Raw genomic sequence first — 20,584 nt, forward strand, 5'->3', positions numbered from 1 at the left:
CAATAGGGCGATTAATCATTCGCCCCTACCTGTACTCAAACCCTCCCCAAACAAAGCGAATTAGAAAATTCCATCCTTCCGCTGACCTCCGCGAAAAAAGAGAGATAAATATAGAACCTACCCTGGAGATCACCCGACCAAGGAAAATGAATCTGCTGCAGGCCTGACTTTCTGTAATTCCCTTTAAGCACAGACAACTTTCTGCCAGTTTCGGGATCATAGGCCACTAAAACTAGTCGATCAGCTTCCTTGGCGTGTCCTAAAAATGCATTTGGAAACCAGCTGACCTGAAGAAGATTTCCGTCTACCCATTCTGCAGTGGGACTTTCCAATCCCAATAAATCCCCTTCGGAAATTTTCACTTTCTCCGGATACAAAACAGGCCTGCCTTCCTCATTGAGTATGGCTGTTTTCAACACCACAGACAGAGCACGACTGATGCCCTGACTTTGAACCGGATTGCTCTTGGCAAATCCGAATTCTAGCTCCGCCCGCAAAGGAGTCAGAAACTTTTGCCCTACTTTGAAGGCTGCTCTATGGTATAGCTGTTTAGCACTGGGGGGCCTACTACTCTTCGCAGGGAAGCTTTTGATCACTGTCTTTCCCTTACGTTCATACACCAGCATATTCCCTAGTTTTCCTGAGATTTTTCCGAATATACTTTTTTCGATGATTGCCATACTACTAACTAATTTAAACCCTGATGTGGGTTGAAGTGGATAAATAGATTTCTTAAGTCTTGCGACCCCTTATATGCCTTTCATTTCTTTGATTTTAACTCGCCTTTTCTTTTACTCCCCGCTGATTCAAAGTCGAAGAAATACCGAAGGAAAGTCGAAGCAGAGTCGAAGGAAAGCAAAGTTTGGGAGCTGTAGATTTTTGTATGCAAAGCATGAATTATGTATTGTGGAAGAAGTGAAATAAGAAGTTAGCTGCATTAAAAGCACAAGCCTCATCTTCCAGTAAGAAATAAAAGCACTTTAGGAAATGCTTTACGCTAGCATTGAGACTTCCTTGGTCAGCTGATAGCACGGAAACAACTAATCGCTTTAATAAATATGTTTACCTGCTTTACTAACAAGTAAGGGATATAAACCCTTTTTAAAAAAACGGTGCAGTTCTAGATTCAAGGCCACTTCAGTCTACCGTCTTCTGTCTTCCCGCTAGGTAAGCAACGAAATTTTGGCTACTGTCATCATTTCGGATAATTTGTTAATAATCAATAGATGTAACTCTCGACCTGCTGAATGGGTATCCCTGAGAATTCGGCAAACTCATGAAGTGTTACAAATTGGTACGGCTCTTTCCCATTGACAACCTTGATTTTACCAAGCAAGGAATGTCCGTAGCGTTCACTTCTCCCCGTAATGTTCTGCACATCTTTGGGGTATATGACACAGCGCTTTTTGATTTGGGTCATGACTATAGGGTTCTAACTTTATTCTTTAACAACACCGTTGATTACCGTAGCATACCGAGGAGTACCTTCCTCAGACCAGTACAAACAACCGCCAAGCAGCAACATCAATTGCCGACTCCATGCCATTGAATACATTTCGTCCTGCTTCTTCGAAAACAAAAGAAATTCCAGTTGTCCAATCAACGTATTCAGCTGAGTACGTAAATACTCCTTGATTTTCAACTCACTACATCCTGTATGATACTTGAGCAGCAGGAGTTCATTGTGAAAATCCTTTGCATTTTTCTCTTTTTCCATAGATTTTATGTCATTTGACAGACAGATTATTCTGGCGATTTTCTGCTCTGCAATGGCAATAGAACAGGGAATATATTTCCACTCTCTTTTTAAAAGATGTAGTGCCAAATACACTCCGGAACTGTCAAGCCGACTGATTTGATATTCCTTCAGGTCTGGAATTAGTTTATTCTCCCGATTATGCAATTCCCAGGATTGAGCGTCTACATATTCCCGCCAAAAGCTTAAAAAGGTATTTTGCCATATCCCATCTCCCAAGCCTATCATCCCGTATAGCACCTTCTCCAGTTCATTTACAAGCGTATAGTAAGGTGAGTTTTGAGAGACTGTGTGACGCCTTCCCTGATCTAACAACGTATCCAAAAACTCTTTGGAAACCGGAAAAGACGTATGGTCCAACAAATCATCCATACGGAAAAGACAAAAGAAAAATTTCATAACCGATTCCAAGGTTATTTCATCCATCTCAGGAAATAGATACCCTGCAAACCAATTGATTCGCTGCTTTTCAACAAGAGAGATCTCCGCTTCATCAGTAAGCAACGTAGTTTTTACAGCCCAGTCCATCACTAGCGCATTTATACCGGGAGTATGAATATTTAAAGAGACTGGTAAAGCATAGGTTTTCATCACTTCCCGGGTTTTAATGCATGTTGTACCTCTCTTACGCTGCGCTCGGAACAGAAAAAATAGGAGGCTATTTTGGACTGGGACAAGTGAAGTTCTATCCCTGGTAAATATTCCACAAACTGCTTATAGCCCTTAGTAATTCCCATTGCTTTGATCCTGCTACGCTGATACAGCCTTTTGAGCATTCTGTGGTTAATCTGGAAACCCAGTTTGGCGAAATCAGGATGATTTTGAATCAGAGTCATTTCAGACTTTTTGCTGAGTTCATAATACACCACATCTGACAGGCACTTGATGTAGTCTTGAGTTCTTTCACCTGTTAGGTAGGAATGGAAATCGAAAGCCACATCCGTAGCCTGAAAAATCTCAGACAGCACTGGTCCTTTTTCTGAATCGTAGAATAGCCCTATAAATCCCTCACAGATATACCGGCTACAGGTTTCTACAGATGAAGTGTCCTTTAGTACCTCGCCTTTTTTTCCTTTACGCAGATTAAGGAAGAGGTCCACCTTAGTGTAGTCAAGTATAAGATCCGGCACCAGCGGATCGCAATCTTCTTTCATTTTTGCTAAATAGTCCATATCCCCTCCCTGTAAAAATCACTGATGATAAGATGTTTTTCCTCTTGAAAACCATCGAAAAGTCTGCAATACTATTGCTTTAGTAAGGTTAAGTTACTATTAACTAATCCATAATTACAATAGGTAATTTTTAGTATAAACAAAAAACCTACTCATTAATCGGAAATATTTCCGCTTTCAAAGCAATTATTTTTAGGTATAGGAAAATTCTCCTAACACTTTTTGATTTATGTCAACGAGTTTTGGATAAATGAACATCAAAAAAAGGCCGAAAGTAATCTACTGGACCTGGCATTAAATCAGATAAAAATGGAATCATCTCGCAAACCACTTACTGCTATACTAGCCGAAGCTGTCGCCTGGCTTCTAGCCGCACTCTTCACTTATACGGCAGTGAGCAAGGTGTATGATTGGCAGGGAACACGGATGGCAATGTACAATCAGGTATTCCCTGTGTGGATGGCTGATGCCATCCTCTACATTCTTCCACTTGTAGAACTCGGCGTTGCTGTAATGCTACTGGTTTCAGTCTGGCGAAAGGCCGGATTGCTGATGAGTGTAATTCTTCTGAGTCTCTTTACAGGTTATGTTACAATTGTCTGGCTGGGATTTACAGATCGGGTTCCTTGCTCCTGCGGTGGGATACTCAGTAGCCTGGGATGGGGAGAGCATTTGGTAGTTAATCTGGTGTTTTTGGGGATAGCGATTATTGGACTTTGGAGTCATCGGAAAGTTATTGGATTTGATTGAGATGTGAGCCCGACCCCTGAAGGAGAGAATCGTTTTTGGTAGTTGATGAATTTAAAATGAGGGAATTGAGAATTTAAAATGAATGGGAAGTTTAGAAGAAGGAAGTTGGAGTAAGTAAAAGCGCTGTAGGTGCGACAGCTTTGTAGCCATGGGTTTTAACCCATGGTAAAAAAAAATACAAATTCCATTTCCCTCGGACATGAGGCATAGTGATAAGATGAAGGCTTGTCCCGAGGAGGTCTACAGCGTTTGTGAATTTTCGGATTAGAAATCCTACGACAAAGGTTTGGGATTATAAATCCCGAACAGCGAATGTAGAAAAGAAACATGCCGTAGGTATGAACTATGGGTAGCACCGGGTTTCAACCCGGCGTGAAAAAAGACCTTAAGTCCATTGCCTCCTGCCCATGATCAAAGGAAAAAGGAGTCAATGCAGGAGGATGAAAACGAATCCATAGGTGCAAATGGTCTGTGGGGCACAGACCACGGTGGAGAAACGAAAAACCATTACAAAACCATAAAACCTTCGAGGTTTGGCAAACCTCAAAGGTTATGACTAAAACGCCAAGGCAAATGCAGCCTAATGAATGCGACAGCGCAATGAGGCTAGATAGAAAAAAACAACACGGTCCGTGAAGCCACCAGGTGGCTGCCGGACAACAGCTGGGGGACAAAAAATCCGATCGCCCCTCTCGGAATGAGAAGCTGCCCGATTCGTGGTCAGGCAGTTTATCAAAAGCGACCGGAGATTAATTATTAATTTAACCAATACAAATTATGAAACTTTCAGTTTTAAACCTCCTACGCGGAGGTGTATTTTCACTCGCAATGGTAGCCGCTTTTGCGTTTACCACACCTCAACTTCAATCTGCTTCCTATTTCACTTATGATGGTGAAAACTGGATGGATATCACAGAGGTATATGAATCTGGCAATTATAGTTGCCAGCCTGATGTGAACAAAATATGTGTTGCTGATGAAAATCTTCAGCCATTGAGTCCCTCACATGTAGATCGTAGAATACAATTACCCTAATGTGAAGTAAAGTTAAAGGGGCTGACCTTGTGGTCAGCCCCTTTTTTTATTCGGATGAGAAAATAAGTTAAATAATATTTACCTAATAACTGGTTATTGATTTCCTTTTTAGACCAACTTTTACAATTTAGTTCCCCCGAATATTTTGCGGTATTGGGTTAAGGTCAAGTTCTTGCTGTGGTATAGGATATGCATATCGTGGACTATTGGGAAGCAAGGTGTAAATTTCTCCATCCATATTTCTCGTAATAGTTTGCTGCAATTCGGGTTCTTTGTTTAGCCTTTTCAGATCATCCCATCGAGTTCCTCTATAGACAAGTGTTTTCTGCCTTTCTTCAATTACTTTTTTTAATGCGGAATTGTAATCATTAATCAGCAACGGTTGATAACTTTCTTTGTCCCAACGAGTCTCTAAAAAGCGGTTCAATACTTCCATTCCCTGTATTACTTTTCCAGTCCTGATTAAAGACTCTGCACGAATCAGGTGTATTTCATCAACAGCAATTCCGCTAAATCCGTCAGCAGTACCTGTATAATTTCCTTTAAAATTAAATTTCCCTTCTTCCATCCGAGGTCTAAAAAACACATCAAACCTCAAATCACCATCCCCATATAATGCAATAAGGTCTGGATGAATATATGTCATTGGCCTGGAGAGATAGGAATAAAAGATCATGACTGAATGAAAGATTACTTCCTTATTAAATTGAGGTATAGGAAATACTGCTTCAGAATCAAGAACAGAATAATCCATTAACTCATCTCCGATTGCCAAACACCGTTGAGTATAATCCAACGCAAGCTCATATTCTCCTAGCTGTAAGGACATTCTTGAAAGTAACCCATAGGCTGCCCACTTGCTTGGTCTTGTGAGGTAAGTTTGAGGTGTATCAGGTAAGTAAGTAATTGACTCCAGTAGGTCTTTCTTAATCTGTTCATAGCATTCCTGAAGGGAAGCCCTATCCTGCATACTAGTAATATCAGAAGTTAATCTCAGGGGAACACCCAACTTCTCTGCTTTATTATCGAAGTCAATTTGTGGAGAAAAGAGCCTCATCAAATCATAATACCTGTAGGCTCTGTAAAACAGGGCGCTCCCATAAGTCACTTCCCATTCACCTTTGTTTAATTCTGTCAATTGAATCCCTTGCAATTGATCCAACACAATATTTGATGTGAGTATAGCGAAATAATTCTCATTCCAGTCTAAGAATTTGGAACCTTCCAAAACATCCTTTTTCCATAAATAAGAATTCCCTTCTATGGTTGAACTTACAAGACTGGCCAATCCATCCGCCGGGATTTCTATATCATCAGTACCGATCACACTTATACCTGAAGTCATATTCATTGTTGATGTATTATCCAACATTGCCTTAAGGTCCTGAAGTGTACTTGGTACCACAATATCCTTTGAAGGCTTTTCATCAAGAAATCCTTCACAGGCACTGAGTAGTAGTGCCGAAATTATATAAATAGCTTTTCTTTTCATTATTAAATTAGTTAAGTAATTACCTACTTTTCCCTACTAAGGGTGCGTTGAGCTTATAATCCCTAGTTAAGACTGACTTATTTATCAGATATTATCTCAAAAATTTACTTTGAGTCCCACAGCAACACTCCCAAGGGGTTTCTGCGTCCGGAAATCAGGATCCAATGGATCATTTGAGAATTTCCACAGGATTCCCAGATTATCCGCATAAGTATAGAATTCGGCTGACTGAAAAGGCAAACATGGTAACTCAGATCTTTTCAGTGAGTACGAAAGCCTAATATCCTGCAACCGAATGTGATCTCCCCTCTCAACAAGATTTGATCCATATGCCATCACGGTGTTGCGGTTAAAATTATTGACGGTAGGCATTGAAGGAACGTCCGTAACTAGCTCATCTCCGCTTTGCTGCCACCGTAGCACATAATCTGAATGGCTGATTCTTCCGATAAGTATATTGGAATAGTTCACCGTTTCTCTTCTATAGAAGTAACCCAAACGATAGGACATATTTGCTGAGAAAGAAAAATTCCTCCATCTGACAGTATTCATCAATGACCCATAGAATCTTGGTCGGGATGGCCCATGGTAGATTAATTCATCCACCGTCAGCGACGACAAAATGGTGGAATAATCATCACTTGGAAGACCATCCTTATAGATCAAAGGATTCCCGTTTTCCGGATCCAAACCGGCAAATGGCAGACTCAGCAGTTGATATAAAGGCTTGCCCTCCTGTGGAAGTAGCCTGGTACTACCCTGTAAGTAAGTGGATGCCCTTATATCATCTGGGTAGTATATCACTTTTTCATTGACGGCACTGAATATGAATCTAGTATCCCATTCCAGTCTGCCCTGTAGATTAGCAGAACTGATCTCTATATCCCATCCTTTAGTCCGAGTATCTGCAAAATTTTCCCTAAACAATGTTTTGCCAGTGGATGGTGCTACAGGAGAGTCTCCGATAAGATCCTTTCCTTCTTTGACATAATATTCCACAGTGGATCTAATGCGTCCATCCAAGGTTTCAAAATCAAGAGCAATGTTCAAAATCCCAATTCGCTCCCATCTTAGATTCGGATTGGGAGGATTGACTATAAACGCATAAGGAAGATTTGGAATCAAGGAAAAAGCATCTGCAGACACATACCTTGCTGTGGTAAAAGCACTGGTGTTACGGTCAACATTTCCATTATACCCATAGGTAGTCCTTAACCGAAGAAAAGGCAGTCCGGAAGATTTCCAAAATCCTTCTTCTGAAATAACCCAAGAAGCTCCTACAGACCATAGCGGTACAGCCTTTTGGTTTGAACGAACCCCGAACAGATTAGATGCATCTCTTCTTAGACTTCCGTTGAAGACATACTTTTTATGGAAGACATAGGATGTGTTAAAAAACCAGGACAGATAATTATCCTTTGTGCCTGAGTGTCCCGCATAGCTGGGAATGCTTGCAAGAGAATTATTGTAGTATCTCCTAAAGCGAGACATATTATCCACCAGTCTGCTTACGCCATTCTCATCGTCATAGCCATAGTACCTTGTCCAGTCCCCAATATTTTCAAGGCTTTTTGCCTCATACCCGCCAAGAGCTGTCAATCTTCCAGCTCCCAGAGTTTTATCATAGCTTAATTGGGCACGAAAATTATGACTCATACCATTGAGGCTATTGATATCAAGAATTCCTCCTTCAGGAATATTTCTGTATAAAGAACCGTCTCCGGCACGACTGGTATATTGGTTTATCAGATCCCTGACAAAATAACTTGATTCAACACGGTGATTCCTCTGGGAAAATGAATTATTCCAATATTGATGCGACAGACTAGCCCGAAAGCCGTCAAAAATCTTGTAACTCAAACCAACATTCACCCGCATATCAGCGGTAAGGGACTTATTATCCAGCTTACCGATTTCCTCTAGCGGATAGAAATTCCAGTCCAATAATCCCTGTTCCACTCCCTCAATAAATCTTCTACTGTATCCCCTAGTAACTGGAAGGGAACTACCATCAGGACCTTCCAAATAATCATATGCGTAAGTAGGAGGAATATCTGTTGCCGTAGAAATATCAGACCGGGAATAATAGAGGCCTACGTTTGCCTCCAACTTTTCCTTTAGAAAATGCCAGGTATTTTTGGCATTGAGGGTAAGTCTGTTCCGTGAATTGCCAACTATACTTTCATCAATCCCGTCATATCCTGCAGAAACTGTATAAGTGTTTCTTTCACCTCCCCCGGATATTCCCAGCGAATACTGCTGGCTCAGTCTTGGTCGGTAATAGTGCTTTTGCAATTCATTTCTTACGTCATGGTTTGTATAATCTGCAATGCGCCTATCGGCCTCTTGCGAAGAAATCACCCCATCCCGCTCTGCTATCAAGGTTTCCACAACCGGAGAAAGTGCTGTCTTGTTGATGGATTTTTCACTGCTTTTATAAAAACCTTTTACAAATAGCATCCGCTCTAGTCCAATTAAATCCTCACTACTCATTTGAGGGGTATACAGGAGATCCGGCTCCTCTGAGACTGTGACATTAGAATTGAGGCTTACTCTGGGACCAGTGTTCCTTTTCCCTTGTTTGGTAGTAATGACAATCACACCATTTCCTGCCCGAGCACCCCAAATGGAAGCTGCTGCGGCATCTCTGAGAATCGTAAAGGATTCAACATCATTGGGATTAATGTTTTCAAGTGGCCCATCGTAAGGGAAATTGTCAATCACCACCAAAGGCATGGTGTTGGCAAAAATGGTACTTCTCCCACGAATACTGATGGGATCATTTGAAGCATTTGATCTGTTGAAAATCACTCCGGGAGTAATGTCCTGAAGCCTGTCCATCACATTGGTGCTTACTTTTCGATTCACCAACTCCTGCCCGACCTGCGCAAAGGAACCCGAAGCCCTCTCCCTTGGAATCTCCTGATAACCAGTGGAGACCACCTCAACTTCACTAAGTACCAGTTCGTCTGCCTGAAGGAATAAATACAATTCCCTATCCAAGGGAAGAGCTAGGGTGGTATCCAGCCCTACAAAACCCAGATAAGAAACCTGGAGGACGACTCGCTCAGCAGCTGTCCTAAAGGAAAACCTACCAGATGCATCGGTGATGGTTGCAGAGGATGATCCTTTGATCACTATAGTCGCACCGGGAAGTGGCTCTCGGTCTGAAGCAGAACGCACCTCACCTGAGATGTCACTGACTTCCTGTGCAAATACGTTGTTTGCAGTAAGCTGCATATACCCGCACAGCATTAGTATAAATATAATCTTGCTCATAGATCAGAAATTTTAGATTGAGGTTTGAATTCTTTATTCAGCGTAGTATTCAATAGATCAACCCACGCCTGTAGATCGCTGGTGGGAAAACCTGAAGCCTTAAGAATCCTTGAATCTTGGTCCAATAATGCGAAAGAAGGAAAGCTCTGTATGCCAAGCTGCTTTAGCACAGCATGGTCATATGTTTTCAGGAAAAAGTTATCCCCGCCACCATGGTAATACTCACCTTCATTTTCCTTCCACCTGCCTTCCTCCTTGTCAACCCCCACCGAAACAAGCCTAATGCGGGGGTCCCCGTCAAAATGAAGATGTAATTCCTTCATTATATTCTGGTAATAGTAATGGCAGGCACCGCATCCAGGAATCCAAAATTCGACCAAGACCAGTTCCTCTTTAAAGTCATCCAGCCCAACATTCTCTCCAGTAATTGAAATCAGCGGATCTGAAGAAATCAACACACCTGATGACCTGTTTTTCCGGATCATTTCTACATTCCTCCAAATAATGGGATCGTTGATTTCCTCCAAGGCAGTAGCTACTCTTCCATCTAAATCCTGGAGTTGCTTCCCATGAGTAAGCAGGTAATATTCATACAGTACATCCTTCCCATCTCCATCATCAAGAGAAATTATCCATTCAAAAAAATCCTGATCCATAATGGATGCCGATGCTTCGGATAGATAAAACCAGTTTTCAAGATATCCTCCCAACTGATAGCTTAATGGGAGATAGATATTCTCCATCCGCTGCTTCAATCTACCTAGCATATGCTTAAGACGGGCAGCTGAAGCAGTTTCTATCAGTAGTTCCTTTTGGCCTTTGACGAGCCTGTAGAGGGATTTGGATAAACGCGCATCATATCTTCCCAGGAATTCTGTCCTCAATAGTTGTATCCGTTCTGTGGAGATATCACCCGTATAAGATGCCAACAGTCTTTCTATTTGTGACCGATAAAGTGTATCCATCACTTTGGACTCCAGCAACTCCAGTTCTCCACTGCCTCGCTGCACCACATCAAGCTGTCTTCCAAACAATCCCCTGGCCTCCTCTATTTTCTGTAGATTTTTGCCTGAAGACAGATATTCATCCCGATCATTAACCACAATAGTCTGATTTGGGGTAAATGTATTCTGGGAAAGGCGATATAAAGCATGCTGCAGATCCATCTGTCTGCCCTGCGGACCGGAGAAATAAATCAGCTGCTCGCTACTCTCCCATCGAATCATTAAGGAGTCTCCCGGTAATACTAATGCAGTGGAAAGAAGAACCTTGTCTTCCGTTCTGATACAAATGTAAAATGGTGCTAGATGCGAAGGGGTACTACTATTAAATGTCCTGACTAACCCTGGCACTGCGCCTCGCTGTAGGCTGGGCATATCCAGATCAATCTGCTGGATTATTGCATCCTTGTAAATCAACCCATTACCCGAATACCTGGACCAGGTGTACAGGAAGATTTCCTCTTCCGGGATCTCACCCATAAACTCTCCATAGATTACCACGGGAGCAGCCTCCCCCCTACGAGCAGAAGAGCTTCCGCCCTCCTGCCCTGGGATGCCAGGCTGATAAACCAAATCTGTACCTGGGGGTGACTCCGCAACTTTACTTTGTGCTTTTAAGGTGCTTATGGGAAGACATAGCAGTCCCATTAAGCAAATGAGTAGTGTTTTTTTCATGCTTTTGAATTTTAAGCTGGAAGACGGGAGATGGAGGTCTGATGCCCGATTTCGGGTGAAAAGAGACCGAAGACCGAAGACCGAAGACCGAAGACGGGAGACCGCCTGACAGGTGTCGGATGACCGATGCCCGGTGTGGTTACCGTCATTGCGAGGACGAAGGACGAAGCAATCTTACCGTGTTATAATACTTCACACATAGAGATTGCCGTGTCAAGTCAATCTCCTATCGTCGAGTGACTTTCCTCGCAATGACGTTCCAAACAAGACACAAGTCTCCTACCCCATCGATTTCCGATAGTCCAGCAATAAATAAATACTAAGAAATGGTGTCAGCGCTACCAGCTACTGTGAACTAGCTGACTTGAGTGTGTGGTAACCGATCTGCTCAGGGCTGTGCACCACCCTTTAATCGGCGAAAAAACAAATCCTTAAATCGGATTCTTAGGCTTCAGAGGATACAGGCGATCTACCGCGGCGATGCCAAGTTCCACTGGTGATAGGTAGATGAGTAGAGAGCATGGATTATCATCCTCAAAACCAATCACAACAGCAAATTCCCCAAGAATGGAAATAGACCTATATTGAAGTATGTGATAGATTCTGGACATTTTATGTCTAACTTTTCTCGATGAAAATATTGCTTTATGCTCTCAGTAAGCAGAATCTTTGCTATCTTGAACTAAGATTCAACTATGAACAAATATTGAAAAATCAATTCTCCTGAAAGGGGTTAAAAAATGGTAAGCAAGAGAATTCTGAACTAATTCACCCAAAAAACGAGTAATATGGAACGACCACAAAAAATAATGAGGATTCTTAGAGAATCAAAAGACTACTCTCAAGAATATGTGGCAAATGTCCTTAACATCAGTCAAAAAACTTATTCGAGTATAGAATTAGGGAAATCAAAATTAACCGTACACAGAATTCAGCAACTAGCTGAACTTTATAATGTCAAACCAGAGTATTTCCTATCTGAGGAGCTTCCAGTTATTAACTATAACACAGGCCCCAATAGTCATGGTGGCAATTTTGAGACGTACAACAATAATATCGGAGCGACAGATTTTTTAAAATCTATGTACGAGAAAATGCTGGAAGAAAAAAATCATACTATTAATAATTTGGAGAGTCAAATAGAAAAGCTAACAACAATCATTCAAGAACTAACAAAGGAAAAATGAGTTATACTGTAATCGGATCTTTTAGAATTAGCCACAATTTTGCACCTGAACATCTTGCCGCTGAATTGGATATTCCTGTAGAAGAATATATAAGAATGGAAAAAGGCGAACAATTGATAACTACTGCGCAGGCGGCTATACTTGCAGAATTCTATAAAGTTGACCCAGCCTTATTCTTTCTCAAAGGATTATCAGTAACCAATTACAATCATGGCCCCAATTCTCATAGCGGCCCAATTACGACCTACAATAACAATTATGGGTTTAAAGATCTGGTTGAGAAGTTGATGATTGAAAACAACGAGTTGAAGAAAGAGTTGAAAAAGTTCAAATAGTAGTGTAAAAATTCACATCAATTTAGACGACTTATTTCCAACCTTCCCTTCAGGTACCCCAAGGGAAGGACAGAGTTTAGCTAACATTCCACAATCAAAAGCTTTTAGCCAATTGATTTTATTTGACTATCATCTTCTTTTATAAATATAGATTTATAAATTTCATCTATATTAAAATCTGGGGAGCCTTGCCTAGAATAATAAGTCGAATATCTTGAAATAACATCTTTCAAAAATGGTTGAGAAATAGTAGCTATTCTAGATATTTTTCCAGCTTTTAACAACTCATTAACTTCAGAACTTGGAATAGTCATTTTTTCTTGAAAGTCTATTAATCCAGGGTCAATTGATTCTGCTTTTGGAATAAAATGATATTTCTGATTTTTATTTTCAAAAAACCCATTAATTCGCATTCTGTTGTCATTTTTTTGCGAAGTATCGTGTTTTAGTAGTTCATAATTTTTCACTACACTTTCAAGTGATTTTATTTTACAAAACAAAATAAAATCTGCATTCCGATTACCATCAGGTCTAAGTACTATATCACAAGAAGGGGTGAGAATTAAAAATCTACTTTTATCTAATTCTATAATATCTCCTGTATATAAATTCTTTTTAATTGGTTTTGAAATATAAAATTCACTAGGATGATACTTTTCTAGTTCCTCATCTATATGCTCTTGCATATGCAATAGCGTATAACGAAGAAGAGAATTTTCTTTTTCTTGAGGTGTTCTTGTTGTGTCCTTAATCCAAAAACCCATGGAATTAGACATATGGTTCCAAAAAATAGAATTAAGATATTTTTCAATTGTACCTTTTCGCCCAAGAATATTTGTAACTCCGGTTTTATATATATCTGTGATCTCAATTAGGATGTCTTTGAAATTTCCATCTCTTGAGCGTTTCTTAAAAAAAGCATTTTCTTCTCTTTCAACTTGCCCTAGACTTCCAGATACAATAAAAATTGGAAATCTCAACTTATCCTTAATTTCATCTACAATTTCTAGTCCTTCTAAATCTACAGAATTGGACGATAATTTTAAATCGATAATAGCGGCATCATAATCAGGACTGATTAAGGATTTTTTTGCATCTGCTAGGTTATCTATAACTTCAGCTTCAATTTGAACATCTGAGTTCTTATTAAATGACTCAATATTATCAAGGTATGATTGAATTGTAGGCTTGTCATCTTCGACTATTAATAAATTCATATACTTTTATTGTAATTTTATTTCAACTTTAAAAAATGCACCTTCTTCAGAATAGATAGCTTTTAAATCACCACCATTTCTATCAATAGCTTCTCCCGAAATTGCTAATCCTAGTCCAGTACCACCACCAGTCTTATTGCTAAACTCTGGATCGAAAATAACTTCGCTTTCTATTAAGTGCTTTTCAATTCCAGGACCATTGTCTCTATATTCTATAATTAATAGATCATCATTTTCATCTTCGTAAACTTTGAAAGAAATTTTCCTTAGCCTATCTGTAACATTTTGAAACCAATACAAGCTATTATCTACAAGATTTGTAAAAACAATGTAAAAGTCTTCTTTCCATCCAAAAGCTGTTAAGTTAATATCGCAGTCAATGTTCAATTCTATATTTTGCGAATTGAGTTCCGATAAGAAGACATCCTTAACATTTTCAATAACCTGACTAATATTAAAATCCTTCTTATTGGTTCTCTTTTTTGCTGATAACGGATCAAGCTTTCCAAAAAGCTTGATAAATATTTGACCTTGCTCACCTATCACCGAAAGCCTATTCAAAACTTTATCTAATAATTCCTGACTAAATTCGCTTCCTAATTCAGTGCTCCATTCTTGGATTAATGGAATTTGGTTTTTAAAATATCCTAAAGGCTTTCTTCCTTCATGAAGTACAACATTTACAATTTTCCCAACAGTTGCCTGACCCTGATATAAAGCTATTACTTGTTCTAATTCATCAGCAATTTTATTATTTTTCTTTTCTTTATCAGAAATTAATTTATTTATATTCTCTCGCTTAGACTTCTCTACCCCAAGTGCGTCAAGTTCTTTATCAATATTCTCTTGTAAGTCTTTAAAATTATATAATACTTTAATTCTTTGGTTTATATCTCGATTATTCCTACCTAAACCTACACTTTGACGGTATGCAAATCTTCTATTTTCTAATTCTTTAAGAACATTTTTTGCTATTTGCATTAATCCTGCATACTGAGCATTCTCTTTTAATCCATCACGAGCACTTTTTTCAATTAAGCCAGATTCATCCTCCGACACTATATGAATAAATCCAATTACCTGATCACTACCTACTTTAAGAGATGGATTTTGAACTCTTTGATTATCTAATTCTAACCAATCAAAACCTGCATCGCCCAATGGCCGGATTCTAAATCCATTTCGATAAACACCTATCCCATTAAACTTATCTAGAATGATTCTAGCCTCTCTTCGACCCACATATTGTCCTGTAGCCGGATCTTTAAGACCCCTTTCAATTAATCCATCAATTGAGCTAGCATCTCTATCAAATACTCTAAAATCCAATTTTACATTGCCACAATAAGCTCCGCTACCTATAGAGTCCTCCGAATCAATATTTAATAAAACCTTGAAATCATTTAGATCTTCTACAGGTGAATTCTTAATTCTTTTATTTTCAAATTTGAGTGAAGCCACTCCTTTATCGTTAACACTTCCAGAAATTCTGTAATCAAAAAAATCAAACAAAGGATAAGGCTCTATAATTTCTGAATAATTGGAATAGCCTTCACCAAAAGGAAAGTCACCAATTTCTAATTGAATTTCAAAATCATCTTTTTTTTCTGCCAATGAATCATCATCATCTTTTGGGGGTATTAATTTTTTCAGTTCAAATTTTAAGTTTTGAATTTGTTTAGTTGTCCATTCATTTAAATGACTTTCATCTCCTAAAATAACTATTTCAGTCCCACTCGCTTTCGCTGTTTTAAAATTTTCTATAAGGACATCAACATCACTTAAGTATTTTGCTTTCTCAAAATGATCCCAAATCAAATATAAAGTTGTAAGATCACCAGTTTGATCAATGGTCTGCAAAACCATATCATCACCAATCATTGATGCAGAATATCTTCCAATACCCTTCTTACCTTGCATTATCCTTCCATTTGGGCTTATTCCTCTATTCAACTTATCATCTGTAGAGGGCACCATCCATTTATCTGTGACGGTTTCAAAAGACATACCGTGCCCTTCATCTTGTATTTTAATTTTTATTCCATTTTCTATTTTTGCTTTTCCATTTATTTCAACCTCTTTTTTAAATGGTAATAGGGAAACCTTACAAGTTGGAGAATCAGCGTCGTATGCATTCTTCACCAATTCTACAATTGCAGCATATTTATCTTTAATTAAATCTCGACCAATTGTGATAATATGTCTCCCAGCAGGTCTTATTTGGTAAACACCATCTTTAATTTTCACGTCCTCTGGCATAGTAATTCATTAATTAAGTTAGCGATGGAATAAGCCATCAAAGGTGGTACAGCATTACCAATCTGCGTAAAAGCCGCTGTTCGTTGACCCCTTGTTGAGGCTCCTTCAAAGTAGAAATCATCAGGAAAGGACTGAAGCCTAGCGGCTTCCCGTACGGTGAGAGATCTATTCTGGGTGATATCAGGATGAATGTAATAATGCCCGTCTTTGGCAATATGGGCAACCACCGTCTGTGAGTATTCTAAGTCATCTGCTACGACTTTGAATCGATCAAAAAATGATTTCCTGTTTTTGTGAGTTTGAAGCCTTGAAGGTAGATCATTGTAATTTAGTCGCTCCTGTTTGTTTTTCCACTTATCTACTGCTATTCTGTAAATCTCCAGATCTTGATCCGTGTGCGGTCGCGCTACATGCTGTGTTACGATATCTATCCCATTTCTTATATGGCAGTTATATAGGTATTCATCGGCTTTCTTTTCATATCGACGAAACTTCTCCACTCCCTCTCCTGCTTGTAATTCAGGTAAATCATCAAACAACCTACCCACTTGGGTTTTATTATCAGTTTTAAGATTTCCCAAATCAGGTAGATTTGGTATAGAATCCATCTTCCATCCTATAATTATAACCCTTCTCCTATTTTGTAGAACACCAAAGTCTCTGGCATTTACTGTAAAAAGTTCAATTGAATAACCTTTCTTTTTGAAAAGCTTCTCCATGTGTTTAAGGTAGATCCCTTCGCCAGCGGACTTAAGTCCGATTACATTCTCAAAAACAAACATTTTGGGCTGGTACCGCTGTAAATACTCAGCATATTGTACATAGAGGAAATTTCTGGAATCACTCTTCATGTTATTCTCAGATCTTGCTCTGCCTACTAAAGAATACGCCTGACAAGGTGGACCGCCTATAATCAAATCTACTTCTTTAATACCATTCAGGTTTTGGTCAATCTGCTGAAAAATGGCATCATTTGTTGCCTTCCCTATGGGCGCATGAATCACGGCATCCAGAATTTCTTTTGGAATGTCACGGTATAATTCACCTCTGGTAATATCATCCCTTAGGTATGCATGATATTTTGACTCAAAGCCATTTTCTTTCAGGTGGTAGTAGGTACTTCTAGTCCTCATGGTAAAGCATGCTGCTTCCATCATCTCCACATGGGCAATAGGCTCGAAACCAGCTCTCTTGAAGCCTTCAGAAAGTCCGCCTGCCCCGGCAAATAAATCTATGTAATTAAGCTTATTCTTCAATTGAATAGTTTTGACTATAAAATTTCACTAATGCAAGAAAATTTTAAAAATGAAGGATTTACGCCTTATTTTATTCAAAATGTGGTACTTATGGGCTACATATAAATAATCCGTCCCACTTTCCCAAATTCTTACTAAAGAAAAGGAAAAAAACTAAGGAAAACATACCCTATACAGGGTATATTTTGAGTGTCCTACTACGAGTTCGCCAGAGCTGGAAGAAAGAATATTCCAAAAAAAAGTATTCTATCAAAGTATTGTTTAGTGAATCAGGATTTCTTAATACTTCAAATTTCCCTTTACTTCTCAGAAAATTATTTCCATTTTTGAATGTCGAAAAAAAATCCTCCCGGTGCAACGGGAGGATTTAACAGTTCCAAACACTAGAAGTTTGGGTCGACATCCTTTAGGATTCTAGTAATCCTGAGACTCCTTTTAAGATTTACATGCAGTTTGGCCTTACCATAAGGTCAGGCTGCATGATCTCTCTCCAGGTTCGCGCAAGTTCAGCCACCAGCTGAAGCAAGGCGATGGTTAGCATTATGCTCTCCATTTTTTTTGGTGATCAATCAACTTTTACTTATCACAAACTTAATCTCTTTAATGCAAGAGTTTTGGACAAGTTTTGCGCGAGTTATGAACATTTTTCTCCCCTCAAATATCTGACCCTGCTAAACTACAGCAGTTTTAATTAAGTGTGTGTTAACATTGTTTGTTTTGTTACCTAAAGATAAAAACGATATTTCTATTGAAGGGGCGTATAAATGACTCTCTGAAAAGATGTTGCTTGAAGAATACCAGATTAGATTAGGGAAACACAGTAAAAACCAGCTTCTTTGGCTTCAAACAAAGCTTTTTTAGTCAAATTAATATGACAAAAATTGTCGATATTAAATATTAAAAATGGCGGATAGGCAAGGACATAGTTAAATGCTGTCAGCCGCTTTTCAAGCAAATACACTATGATTTACCATTATACGAGTATTGATACTCTAAAACTGATTTTAGAATCCAAGAAAATCCGATTTAATAATCTCAATGCCGTTGATGATGAACTGGAGGGAGAACTATTTGTCAAAAAGAGTCTTGCCCAATTGATTTTCGTTAGCTGCTGGACAACCGATCCGAATGAAAACATTCCTTTGTGGAAAATGTATGCCAGCACAAGAGGTGTAAGAATAGGGCTTCCCGATTATCCTTGGAGAAAGGTTGACTGTAAAAAATGGGATGCTGGGGTAATTGAAGTAAGGTATGACCCTAGCGAAGAATATTTCTCTCCATTTGATATTGATGAGATATTCGGCGAAAGCCATTATATCATTCCTCCGTTTAGCCTACCTATTTCAGACAGTAATGCCAAGAAAGCATTCAGTAAAGAGGTAATCTACCTTCCTGAACGTGAACTTAAAATCAAGTATTCAGATCATTATAATGAAAAATTGACAAAACCTGGCCATGCAGGACTGATTATGAAACCTATTGATTTCGGGCTATATAAACACGAGCAATGGGCTTTTCAGAAAGAATTTAGGTTCGTTTTATTCATCAGCCCTATGGATAAAGAAATTAATCTCTCAGCCAAAAATTTCCACCAACCTATGGTCAACTCTCTTATGAAATATATCCAAGCCGAATATATATCACCTATCAAGGATTTTTTTGTAAAGATTGATCCGAACTCAATAGAGAATATGGAAATCACGCTCGGTCCTCACTGTACAGAGGAAGATATAAGGCATGTTCAATCAATGAGGCAAAAGCATGGGATAGTTGGTGATCTGTATAAAAGTGGAGTGAGATTGAGGAGGTAACTATAAGCAGTTTGATAACAAATATTCTCCTCTTCAAATTACTTTTTACAATCATCTGTTAGCCATAATGTCAAATTGACAGTTCATTTAACAGAAAAAAGCCAAGAATTATGCAGTTTTGGCACTAAACACTACATGGTGTAATAGTTGACCGTTCATTTTTGGTTTTTCGTATTTGAATACCTGTATTTTGAACTTCATGACTTGATCACCTATATTTTCTCAATACAAAATTTCGAATAGCAGGACACAAAAACTCACCTGCATTGTTGAGAAGGAAAATGAATTAAAAATGGCAAATTGCTATATTATCAATTATGATTTGAGAAAATCAAGAGATTATGACAGCCTTTATGCTGCTATAAGATCATACGGAACATATGCTAAAATTCTCGAATCTTGCTGGGCTGTGGTATCTGAGAGAAGTGCAACGGAAATCAGAAATCATTTGCAAACTGTGATGGACGAGGACGATGGAATCTTCGTTGTAAAATCTGGTGGAGCAGCGGCATGGAATAATGTTATCTGTAAAAATTCTTGGCTAAAGGATAACATCTAATGTTAAAGGTCATCTTAGCGGATGGCCTTTTTCAATTGTTCTCGCTAATTAATCTTCCCACCATTGAACAAAATCCTCCTTTCCAACCACTTTTCCGATCATCTCAATCAACCAATGGAAATCAAACAGAACTGAATAATGAATCCGATTAGGACCTACTTCATTTATATTGATATATTCTGTGTGCAGGAATATGTTTCCAACAATTGAAGATATAAGCTTTCCTAAATCAAGCAGAAATGCTACTTCCTCCCAAAAATCCGGTATATGGGGTACTTCATCCAAGTGCTCATTGTGGACGATGTATTTATCCCTAACAATTTTCAGATGATCCACTTTGATTTTCACAATCTGGGACTTTAAAATAGTTTTAAAGTAGTTGAATAATTCATCCTTGGTCGATATTACCTTACTCGCAAAGGGGATTTGCACAAGTTTTTCAAGCTTCTCAAAAGCTTCAAAGTATTCTAAGCTATATGGGAAGTGAGCATCTATTTGACCCCCCATATCAATAAGAGAATCGAGCGATCTTACCAGATAATTCTTATTTCTACTTTTGCTATCATAGATTTTTGAGAGACTGATTAGAGTCATATTCATGGCAGCTTCCTGCATGTAATTCAGTGCGCTCCTTTCAGTACTTTTTGCAGCAAGGTTAATTAAATGTGCATGCTCCCCTATCGTTCTGTAAACGAAATAGTGCCTTTCAGCCATGATCAGGTCACTGGCCAGTCCTTCTTGAAAGAATTTTTGTAAATCCATAGGTGAGAATTGAAGTTGGTAAAATTTGAATAGGCAAG

Annotated in this window: 18 protein-coding genes; 6 read left to right on the forward strand and 12 right to left on the reverse strand. The window is 38.9% G+C overall.

Annotated elements, in window-relative coordinates:
- Positions 1-35: 35 nt before the first annotated feature.
- From BM291_RS12685 to BM291_RS12700, 4 genes are all read right to left on the reverse strand, one after another.
- Positions 36-680 carry a DUF6266 family protein gene (locus BM291_RS12685; protein ID WP_092897982.1) on the reverse strand — a complete coding sequence of 215 codons (645 nt, stop codon included), beginning with the start codon at positions 678-680 and terminating at the stop codon, positions 36-38.
- A gap of 539 nt (positions 681-1,219) precedes the next feature.
- Positions 1,220-1,420, reverse strand: a complete 201-nt coding sequence (locus BM291_RS12690) for a hypothetical protein (RefSeq protein ID WP_092897984.1) — start codon at positions 1,418-1,420, stop codon at positions 1,220-1,222.
- A gap of 18 nt (positions 1,421-1,438) precedes the next feature.
- Positions 1,439-2,347: a terpene synthase family protein gene (locus BM291_RS12695; RefSeq protein ID WP_092897986.1), complete on the reverse strand. Its 909-nt coding sequence runs from the start codon at positions 2,345-2,347 to the stop codon at positions 1,439-1,441.
- A complete protein-coding gene (locus BM291_RS12700) occupies positions 2,347-2,910 on the reverse strand; it encodes a cyclic nucleotide-binding domain-containing protein (RefSeq protein ID WP_139229094.1) in 564 nt (187 codons plus the stop codon). Before BM291_RS12700 ends, BM291_RS12695 begins: the two co-directional genes overlap by 1 nt.
- Positions 2,911-3,237: 327 nt before the next feature.
- On the opposite strand from BM291_RS12700, the gene BM291_RS12705 reads away from it, so the two are divergent.
- Together BM291_RS12705 and BM291_RS12710 are read left to right on the forward strand one after the other, a co-directional pair.
- The gene (locus tag BM291_RS12705) at positions 3,238-3,678 is read left to right on the forward strand and encodes a MauE/DoxX family redox-associated membrane protein (RefSeq protein WP_092898268.1); all 441 of its coding nucleotides are present in this window, start codon (positions 3,238-3,240) and stop codon (positions 3,676-3,678) included.
- Positions 3,679-4,455: 777 nt separating this feature from the next.
- Positions 4,456-4,713 carry a hypothetical protein gene (locus BM291_RS12710; protein WP_092897990.1) on the forward strand — a complete coding sequence of 86 codons (258 nt, stop codon included), beginning with the start codon at positions 4,456-4,458 and terminating at the stop codon, positions 4,711-4,713.
- Positions 4,714-4,840: 127 nt separating this feature from the next.
- Here BM291_RS12710 and BM291_RS12715 read toward each other — a convergent pair whose 3' ends face one another.
- The 4 genes from BM291_RS12715 to BM291_RS12730 form a co-directional block, all read right to left on the reverse strand.
- A complete protein-coding gene (locus tag BM291_RS12715; protein WP_092897992.1) occupies positions 4,841-6,205 on the reverse strand; it encodes a RagB/SusD family nutrient uptake outer membrane protein in 1,365 nt (454 codons plus the stop codon).
- Positions 6,206-6,301: 96 nt separating this feature from the next.
- Positions 6,302-9,484, reverse strand: coding sequence for a SusC/RagA family TonB-linked outer membrane protein (locus BM291_RS12720; RefSeq protein ID WP_092897994.1), 3,183 nt, complete (start codon positions 9,482-9,484; stop codon positions 6,302-6,304).
- Positions 9,481-11,160 (reverse strand): TlpA family protein disulfide reductase, encoded by a 1,680-nt coding sequence (locus BM291_RS12725; RefSeq protein WP_139229095.1) that lies wholly within the window; start codon positions 11,158-11,160, stop codon positions 9,481-9,483. Before BM291_RS12725 ends, BM291_RS12720 begins: the two co-directional genes overlap by 4 nt.
- A gap of 431 nt (positions 11,161-11,591) precedes the next feature.
- Positions 11,592-11,771: a hypothetical protein gene (locus tag BM291_RS12730; protein ID WP_092897998.1), complete on the reverse strand. Its 180-nt coding sequence runs from the start codon at positions 11,769-11,771 to the stop codon at positions 11,592-11,594.
- A gap of 177 nt (positions 11,772-11,948) precedes the next feature.
- On the opposite strand from BM291_RS12730, the gene BM291_RS12735 reads away from it, so the two are divergent.
- Positions 11,949-12,347 (forward strand): helix-turn-helix domain-containing protein, encoded by a 399-nt coding sequence (locus tag BM291_RS12735; protein ID WP_092898000.1) that lies wholly within the window; start codon positions 11,949-11,951, stop codon positions 12,345-12,347.
- On the forward strand, positions 12,344-12,682 hold the full coding sequence (locus tag BM291_RS12740) for a helix-turn-helix domain-containing protein (RefSeq protein ID WP_092898002.1): 339 nt from the start codon (positions 12,344-12,346) through the stop codon (positions 12,680-12,682). The genes BM291_RS12735 and BM291_RS12740 overlap by 4 nt, the downstream gene beginning before the upstream one ends.
- A gap of 104 nt (positions 12,683-12,786) precedes the next feature.
- Here the strand turns inward: BM291_RS12740 and BM291_RS12745 are convergent, their stop codons facing one another.
- From BM291_RS12745 to BM291_RS12755, 3 genes are read right to left on the reverse strand one after another with little or no spacing between them, the layout of a single operon-like run.
- The gene (locus BM291_RS12745) at positions 12,787-13,899 is read right to left on the reverse strand and encodes a response regulator (protein ID WP_092898004.1); all 1,113 of its coding nucleotides are present in this window, start codon (positions 13,897-13,899) and stop codon (positions 12,787-12,789) included.
- 6 nt (positions 13,900-13,905) lie between these two features.
- Positions 13,906-16,158 carry an ATP-binding protein gene (locus tag BM291_RS12750; protein ID WP_092898006.1) on the reverse strand — a complete coding sequence of 751 codons (2,253 nt, stop codon included), beginning with the start codon at positions 16,156-16,158 and terminating at the stop codon, positions 13,906-13,908.
- The gene (locus BM291_RS12755; protein WP_139229096.1) at positions 16,143-17,414 is read right to left on the reverse strand and encodes a DNA cytosine methyltransferase; all 1,272 of its coding nucleotides are present in this window, start codon (positions 17,412-17,414) and stop codon (positions 16,143-16,145) included. The genes BM291_RS12750 and BM291_RS12755 overlap by 16 nt, the downstream gene beginning before the upstream one ends.
- Positions 17,415-18,376: 962 nt before the next feature.
- Between BM291_RS12755 and BM291_RS12765 the strand changes: the two genes are divergently transcribed.
- Positions 18,377-19,225: a hypothetical protein gene (locus BM291_RS12765; protein WP_092898010.1), complete on the forward strand. Its 849-nt coding sequence runs from the start codon at positions 18,377-18,379 to the stop codon at positions 19,223-19,225.
- A 292-nt stretch (positions 19,226-19,517) separates the two neighbouring features.
- A complete protein-coding gene (locus BM291_RS12770) occupies positions 19,518-19,784 on the forward strand; it encodes a hypothetical protein (RefSeq protein WP_092898012.1) in 267 nt (88 codons plus the stop codon).
- 48 nt (positions 19,785-19,832) lie between these two features.
- Here the strand turns inward: BM291_RS12770 and BM291_RS12775 are convergent, their stop codons facing one another.
- A complete protein-coding gene (locus tag BM291_RS12775) occupies positions 19,833-20,546 on the reverse strand; it encodes an AbiU2 domain-containing protein (RefSeq protein WP_092898014.1) in 714 nt (237 codons plus the stop codon).
- Positions 20,547-20,584: the final 38 nt, after the last annotated feature.

Origin of the sequence: Algoriphagus aquimarinus, assembly GCF_900112005.1 — a bacterium.
Classification (GTDB): Bacteria; Bacteroidota; Bacteroidia; order Cytophagales; family Cyclobacteriaceae; genus Algoriphagus; species Algoriphagus aquimarinus.